Here is a 7,330-nt window from a genome sequence, read left to right on the forward strand (position 1 = left end):
CAAGCCCGGCCGCATAAGGGGCCTTCAATCTGCCAACCGGGTATTTACAAGACGGGGAAATCGGCATACAATAAAATCAAATCAAATGTTTCACTAGAGCAAAATTATTGTCCTAATCCAAAAATGATTATCGTTCTCAATTGTGAGCTGCTCCGGGAAGATCCCGGGGCAGCTTGCGCCATTTTTAGGGGGTTAACAATAATATTCATTCTCAGCTCAAGCTAAATCCAAAGGAGGAGTTCGTCATGGAAGCCGTTCAGAGAAGAACGTTGCGCGAGGCGCAACAAACCGCCCATCAGCCCAATCCGGGCAAGAAGCGGAGAATGGATTGGGCGCGGCTCTTGCGCCATCGGGAGATGCTGCTCGCGTTAGGCAGCGGCGGGTTGATGCTGGCCGCTTGGGCCTGGGGGATGCAGGGAGAGCTGCCATGGGTGTCGATGGTGCTGTATATTGCCGCTTATGGGGTTGGGGGATATGTGAAAGCCAAAGAGGGCTTAATCACTTTATTTAAAGAGCATGATCTAGACGTTAATTTACTAATGATCGCTGCGGCGCTGGGTGCGGCCTCCATCGGGTACTGGAACGAAGGGGCGATGCTGATTTTTATTTTTGCGCTAAGCGGCGCTTTGGAGTCATTCGCCAGCGATCAGAGCCGCAAGGATATCTCGGCGCTGATTGCGATGAAGCCGGAAACCGCGCTTCGCGTCGCTGGAGATGGGATGGAGCTGGTACCGGTGGAGATGCTGGCGGTTGGCGACCTGCTGCTGGTGAAGCCGGGCGAGGTAATTCCGGCCGACGGTACCGTTCGGACCGGCAACTCGGCGGTGAACCAATCGGCGATCACCGGGGAGTCGATCCCGGTGGATAAGCAGCCGGGCGACGGCGTTTTTGCCGGGACGCTAAACGGAGAAGGCGCGATTTACGTCGAGGTATCCAGCCCGGCGGAAGGCACCCTGTTCGCCAAGATCATCACCCTTGTCGAGCAAGCGCAGCAGGAGGTTCCGGGAACGCAGCGGTTTATTAAACGGCTGGAGGGGATTTACGCCAAAACGATCGTGGCCGTGACGCTGGCCCTGATCCTGCTCACGCCGTGGTTAGTCGGCTGGAGCTGGTCGTTTGCTTTTTACAAGGCGATGGTGTTCCTCGTCGTGGCCTCGCCGTGCGCGATCGTCTCGTCGGTGATGCCGGCCATGCTCTCGGCGATGTCGAAGAGCGCCCGCAAAGGCGTACTGTTCAAGGGCGGGGCCCATATGGACCATCTGGGCAGCATCCGGGTTGTCGCCTTCGACAAAACCGGGACGCTAACGGAAGGCTCGCCGGTGGTGACCGGGTTGTACACCGTCGAGGGATTTGACCCGCGGGAGGTCCTGGCGGCCTGCGCTGCGGCGGAGAGCCTGTCAGAGCATCCGCTGGCCCAGGCGATCGTGCGCAAGGCGGAAGCCGAAGGGCTCCAGCTTCGCGGGGCGGAGGAGCTTCGGGCGCTCCCCGGCTGGGGCATCGAAGCGGAGGTCCTCGGCGCAACCTGGCGCGTCGGCAAGGCGGACGACGGTGACCCGATGCTGCCGGGGCCGCTGGCCGAGAAGCTTCGCGCCTGGATCGCCGACGGGCACACCGTGTCCGCCATACAGCGGAACGGCGTATACGCCGGCTTGATCGCGCTCCGCGACGAGGTCCGCCCGCAGGCCAAGGCGGCTATCGCCCGCCTGCACGAGCTGGGGGTCGCCGTCGCGATGTTGACGGGCGACCGCAGCGTGACCGCCAACGCGCTAGCCCGAGAGATCGGCGTCGACCTCGTGTACGGCGATCTGCTCCCGCAGGAGAAGGTTGAGCACGTGAAGGCGCTGCGGGAGCAATACGGCAGCGTAGCCATGGTCGGGGACGGTGTTAACGATGCCCCGGCGCTGGCGGCGGCCAGCGTGGGCATCGCCATGGGCGGCGGCGGAAGCGGGCGCATGGGCGGCGGCGGAAGCGGGGCGGCGCTGGAGGTGGCGGACGTCGTGCTGATGAACGACAACATCGAGCGGATTGCGGAGACGATCTCACTGGCCCGGCGAGCAAGGAGGATCGTGAAGCAGAACCTGGTCTTCGCCGGCGCGGTCATCCTGATGTTGATCGCCAGCAACTTTGCGGCGGGGATTCCGCTGCCCCTCGGCGTCGTGGGGCATGAGGGAAGCACGCTGCTGGTGATCCTGAACGGGCTGCGGCTGCTTCGGTAGCCGCGTTATCTTTTGGCCGCTGGAAGGGCCCTTCATCATTCCTTCATTTAACCTTCACCGAACCCCTCCGTTACAAAGATTGACAGGAAGCCGCCACCTTCACATAATTAGAATCAAGCAATAATGATTCTATTTTATACGATGAATCCATTTGAAGGGGTTTGAGGATATGTACAAATCGATTATTATCGGCACTGGGCCTGCGGGCTTAACCGCCGCGATTTATCTGGCTCGCGCCAATATGAGTCCGCTGATTATTGAGGGTCCGCAGCCAGGCGGCCAATTGACGACAACGACGGAAGTGGAGAATTTCCCGGGGTTCCCGGAAGGGATCATGGGCCCGGAATTGATGGATAATATGCGCAAGCAAGCCGAACGTTTTGGCGCTGAATTCCGCACCGGCTGGGTGAACAGCGTGGACCTGAGCCAGCGTCCGTTTAAGCTGCAGGTGGAAGGATTAGGCGAGCTCGTTGCCGAGACGCTGGTCCTGTCGACTGGAGCGACGGCCAAGTACCTGGGCATCCCGGGCGAGGAAGTGAACGTTGGGCGCGGCGTAAGCACTTGCGCGACCTGCGACGGATTTTTCTTCCGCGGGAAGGAAATCATCGTGGTGGGCGGCGGCGACTCCGCGCTGGAGGAAGCCGGCTTCTTGACTCGTTTTGCGTCGAAAGTGACCTTGGTGCACCGCCGCGACGAGCTGCGCGCCTCGAAGATCATGCAGGATCGCGTGCGCAGCAACGAGAAGATCGAATTAGCGCTTAATCGCACGCCGCTTGAAGTGCTCGCCGGCGAGCATGGAGTGACCGGTCTGAAGGTGCGCAACAATGAGACTGGCGAAGAAGAGGTCATTTCCGCCAGCGGCGTGTTCGTGGCGATTGGCCACCACCCGAATACCTCGTTCCTCGGTGGTCAAATCGATCTGGACGCGAACGGGTACATCGTGGTGAAGCCGGGTACGTCCGAGACCAACGTTCCGGGCGTCTTCGCTTGCGGCGACGTGCAGGACACTCGCTATCGTCAAGCGATCACCGCTGCAGGAAGCGGATGTATGGCCGCCATCGATTGCGAGAAATTCATCGAGAGCATGGAACATGAGACAGCAACCGCTGCCGTAAAATAAAGGCATAGAGAAACGGCGATCCAGGTTTGAACCTGAATCGCCGTTTTTGTGTTGATTCCGCATTGAAATTTTAGCTGAACAGTCCGGCAATGAGCTGAAAGACGAAGTATCCTAACACACCGCTGCCGATCAACGTCAAGCCGGAACGCTTGCGTCCCTGGAATAATCGAAGTACGCCGAGGCTCACCAAGGGAGCCACAATAAGCAAAAAAAACATCACGGCAATAAACAATTCTACGGAAATATCCGAAATATTCACGATTGTCATCCGATCGATTCTCCATTCCTGCGGAAGTCTGTATAAAAGGTGCAATGATAAAAATCACAAGTCGATATTTTTCATTATACATAAGCCCGGCTTTCATTTGTAGAAGCTGAATGTGAAAATTAGGCGTCAGAATCACGTCTTTTTTGCGAAGAAATCCCGTCTCGGGATTTGTCCGAAACCTACCGCTCGTTCGACAAAACTAGAAGGCTTTTGCGGGATCGACTATGTTACAATGGGCTTGAAAGCTTGAAAGACGGGCAGTAGAACATGGATGCAGCTTTGACCGGAAGGTGAGGGAAGCTTGATGGGGAAGAAAATCGGGAGACTTTCGAAAGGTTGGATCTTAACCGGATTGATCGGCGGTTTACTGCTGGGATCCGAACCGCTGGGATGGATTGCTGTCCCGGTACATGCGGCCACGGAGCCGGCTACGGTCACTACCTCTAAACAACTGCAGACCAAACTGGCCGAGGGGATGGGGGCTCGGAGTACGACCATCACCGTGAAATATAAGGGCTCGACTAAAAACTTAGAGAAGCAGCTGAAGCAGGCGGTTAACGATGCATTGGACGCGGATCCGTATACGAAATATATCGTAGATCGTTACGTGTATTCTTGGCGGGGGACCACAGGCTCGGCTAAAATTACACTGCAGGTTCACTATCGTGAAACGGCCCAGCAGACCACCTACGTGCAGAAAAGGGTCAAGGAGATTCTGAAGCAGCAAATCGAACCGGGCATGAATGCCCATCAGAAAATCAAAGCGATTCACGATTATGTCGTGTTAAACCTGAAATACGACACCGATCTGCAGAAGTATACGGCGTATGAAGGGCTGAAAACCGGCGAAGCGGTATGTCAAGGTTACGCCCTGCTGACCTATGAGTTGCTGAAAGAGGCAGGTATCGAGAACCGTTTGGTTGAAGGGACGGCCGGTGACCAGCTGCATGCGTGGAATCTCGTGCGTCTCGATAACCGTTGGTACCATTTGGACACGACGTGGGACGACCCGGTGCCCGATGTGCCGAATCGAGTGAACTATACGTATTATTTGCGAACGGATGAGCAGATGAGGCAGGATCATTTCTGGAAAGCAGCGGATTATCCCGCGGCATCCGTTCCCTATATGAAGAGCCTACAGGCATTGATTGAAGCGGGTGGAGCGAAGAAGCAGAGCTATCTTGCCCTGAAAACGGCGCTAGGTTACGACCTGTATGATGCCGACGCGGCCGTGTCCAACGCCAAAGGGCTGGCGGACCGGGTCAAAGACGGCTTGAAAGCCGGGAAAGGGACCGTCACCGTGCGGTACACCGGTTCGGATAAGCAACTGCTGGAGGACTTAGCCGGGTTGTATGACCTGGGGATCCGCAATATCCGTTACCTGATGCAGCCTTTGGACGGAACGGAAGATCTGCGGGTTGAGATCCACTGGGAGTAAGGCTCAAAAAGAAACGAGCAAGAGTTAGCGACATTTGATGTCGAGACTCCTGCTCGTTTTTCTTTTATTTCTCAATATTCACCGGGTGTAACTCGAGATCGCATTCCTTTAGCGGAATGACTTTCGTTTTCTTGGTCCATTTGTAGCCGAGCCAGACCACAAGGAACAGCGGGATGCTGATGTAGGAGACGGCAACGCCGTACCAATCGATGGTTTCGCCAGCAAAGGCTGTCACGTTCTGCCCTAGAATGACGATAAAGCATAGCACAAAAGCGAAGAGTGGACCAAACGGGAACCAGCGGGCTTTGTACGGCAGGTCGTTGAGGTCACGGCCCTGGGCCACGTAGGCCCGGCGAAAACGATAATGGCTGATGGCGATGCCAAGCCAGGTGATGAAGCCGCACATGCCGGAGGCGTTAAGCAGCCAGTTATATACGACGCCGTCGCCGAATAACGAGGCGAAGAAGGCGACCATCCCGACAAGTGTAGTCATCAGTAGCGCGTTCATCGGAATGCCGCGGGAGTTAAGTCTCGCCAGAAACTTCGGCGCTTTTCCGCGCAAGGCTAAGGAATACAGTACCCGCGAGGAGGCATACATCCCCGAGTTGCCGGCCGACAAGACGGACGACAGAATGACGGCGTTCATCACCGAAGCGGCGAAGGCCAGTCCGGCTTTTTCGAACACGAGGGTGAATGGGCTGACGCCGATATGTTCAATTCCGCCTTGCAGCAGGTTTGGATTAGTGTAAGGAATAAGCATGCCGATCACGAGAATCGCCAAAATGTAAAAGACGAGGATCCGCCAGAACACTTGCCGAATCGCGCGAGGCACATGTTCCCGCGGGTTATGGCTCTCGCCGGCGGCCACGCCGACCATTTCCGTACCCTGGAACGAGAAGCCGGCAGCCATAAACACGCCGAGGATCGTAAAGAAGCCGCCGTGAAACGGGGCGTCGCCTATCGTAAAGTTGGAGAAGCCCACCGCTTCACCGCCCATGATACCGAAGATCATCAGCACGCCGACGATCAGGAACACAATGACGACAACGATTTTGATCATGGCAAACCAATATTCCGATTCCCCGTAACCTTTGACCGACAGGATGTTCAACAGGACGATTAAGGCAAGAAACAATACGCTCCAGAGCAGCGACGAGCTGTCGGGGAACCAGTACTTGATAATCAGCGTCGCTGCGGACAACTCGGCCGCGATCGTAATCGCCCAGTTATACCAGAAGTTCCAGCCCATGGCGAAACCCAGGGACGGATCGACGAAGCGGGAGGCATAAGTTTCAAACGAGCCGGAATCCGGCATATAGGTCGCCAGCTCGCCCAAGCTGGTCATCAGAAAATAGACCATGATGCCAACAGCAGCATAAGCGAGCAAAGCTCCGCCGGGACCCGCGGAGGCAATAGCCCCGCCGCTTGCCAGGAACAGGCCGGTCCCGATCGAGCCGCCTAAGGCGATCATCGTCATATGGCGGGCTTTTAGGCCCGGCTTCAGCCGATCGTCCGCCGTTTGATTTGATTTACTCATGGGTGAAACACTCCTTCTAAACCCGTAGTTTTCCCCGGATCCCGCCTCCGATGCGCCGGCGGGTCATGATCTCCACAGAAAAAGGCCGCGGAAAGGACTCCGCGGCCAGATGTATACCATTGCTCCGCACCATTCCATGAAGATAGCTCAACACGATATCCCCCGGGTGACGGGAATGTCGTGACAGTTCTGTCCCTTTCGGTAACAGCCCCAGCCGGGTGCCGATAGAAGCAGGCAGCCAAGCTTCGGCGACGGTGCCTTTCGACCGGCATCACGGGCGGCTTCTGACGCCTCCTCCGGTGTACTCTTCACAATCGCGACCTCTACCCCACCAAATGATGAGGTTAACTATTCAATTCAATGAATTAACGCCAAAACACATTTTCAAAGTATAGCGCACGGGGCATGGACAGGCAATGTCAAATTAATGACAAGTGGTCGAATAAAAACCAGCAATGCCAGGGAAGCCGCGGTTAATTGCTGCTCCCGCGGTCGCGGCCCGCCATTTGCTGCCAAACGGTTCCGGCTGCTTGCTCGCCGGATTCGATCCGTTCGACGGCCATGCGCGCTTGCAGACCCACTTCAAATTCGGGGTCGTCGACTGCTGCGCGCAGCGCATCCAAGGCATCGTCAGTGCCGACCTCGTAAAGGAAGCGGGCCGCGCGCCAGCGGACCAGCTTGCTGCTGTCCGACAGCGCGGCGATCATCGGCCCCGTGGCCGCGGGATCGCCGATGTCGGACAGCGTGTCGC

6 protein-coding genes and 1 riboswitch are annotated in these 7,330 nt (G+C 56.9%); of the genes, 3 read left to right on the forward strand and 3 right to left on the reverse strand.

Features of this window, described 5'->3' with window-relative positions:
* The first annotated feature begins 245 nt into the window (after positions 1-245).
* Together BN3277_RS03135 and trxB are read left to right on the forward strand one after the other, a co-directional pair.
* Complete coding sequence (locus tag BN3277_RS03135) at positions 246-2,216, forward strand: heavy metal translocating P-type ATPase (protein WP_059040847.1); 1,971 nt, start codon at positions 246-248, stop codon at positions 2,214-2,216.
* A gap of 169 nt (positions 2,217-2,385) precedes the next feature.
* A complete protein-coding gene (trxB, locus tag BN3277_RS03140) occupies positions 2,386-3,336 on the forward strand; it encodes a thioredoxin-disulfide reductase (protein WP_059040848.1) in 951 nt (316 codons plus the stop codon).
* A gap of 70 nt (positions 3,337-3,406) precedes the next feature.
* Here trxB and BN3277_RS03145 read toward each other — a convergent pair whose 3' ends face one another.
* A complete protein-coding gene (locus tag BN3277_RS03145; protein WP_059040849.1) occupies positions 3,407-3,604 on the reverse strand; it encodes a hypothetical protein in 198 nt (65 codons plus the stop codon).
* A gap of 304 nt (positions 3,605-3,908) precedes the next feature.
* Here BN3277_RS03145 and BN3277_RS03150 point away from each other — a divergent pair, with 304 nt between their 5' ends.
* On the forward strand, positions 3,909-5,042 hold the full coding sequence (locus tag BN3277_RS03150) for a transglutaminase domain-containing protein (protein ID WP_059040850.1): 1,134 nt from the start codon (positions 3,909-3,911) through the stop codon (positions 5,040-5,042).
* Positions 5,043-5,106: 64 nt separating this feature from the next.
* On the opposite strand, the gene BN3277_RS03155 is transcribed toward BN3277_RS03150, so the two are convergent.
* Both BN3277_RS03155 and BN3277_RS03160 read right to left on the reverse strand, forming a co-directional pair.
* Complete coding sequence (locus BN3277_RS03155) at positions 5,107-6,579, reverse strand: amino acid permease (RefSeq protein WP_059040851.1); 1,473 nt, start codon at positions 6,577-6,579, stop codon at positions 5,107-5,109.
* 135 nt (positions 6,580-6,714) lie between these two features.
* Positions 6,715-6,913: riboswitch (Lysine riboswitch) on the reverse strand.
* A gap of 139 nt (positions 6,914-7,052) precedes the next feature.
* Positions 7,053-7,330 (reverse strand): HEAT repeat domain-containing protein (locus tag BN3277_RS03160; RefSeq protein WP_148500963.1); only part of this gene is annotated, 278 nt, incomplete at its 5' end.

The sequence above is a fragment of the Paenibacillus rubinfantis genome (assembly GCF_001486505.1).
GTDB lineage: Bacteria > Bacillota > Bacilli > Paenibacillales > Paenibacillaceae > Fontibacillus > Fontibacillus rubinfantis.

Excerpts from the sequence above, each read along its gene's own strand:
- BN3277_RS03135 (WP_059040847.1), top strand. The coding sequence starts at position 246 with ATGGAAGCCGTTCAGAGAAGAACGTTGCGCGAGGCGCAACAAACCGCC.
- trxB (WP_059040848.1), top strand. The coding sequence starts at position 2,386 with ATGTACAAATCGATTATTATCGGCACTGGGCCTGCGGGCTTAACCGCC.
- BN3277_RS03145 (WP_059040849.1), bottom strand. The coding sequence starts at position 3,604 with ATGACAATCGTGAATATTTCGGATATTTCCGTAGAATTGTTTATTGCC.
- BN3277_RS03150 (WP_059040850.1), top strand. The coding sequence starts at position 3,909 with ATGGGGAAGAAAATCGGGAGACTTTCGAAAGGTTGGATCTTAACCGGA.
- BN3277_RS03155 (WP_059040851.1), bottom strand. The coding sequence starts at position 6,579 with ATGAGTAAATCAAATCAAACGGCGGACGATCGGCTGAAGCCGGGCCTA.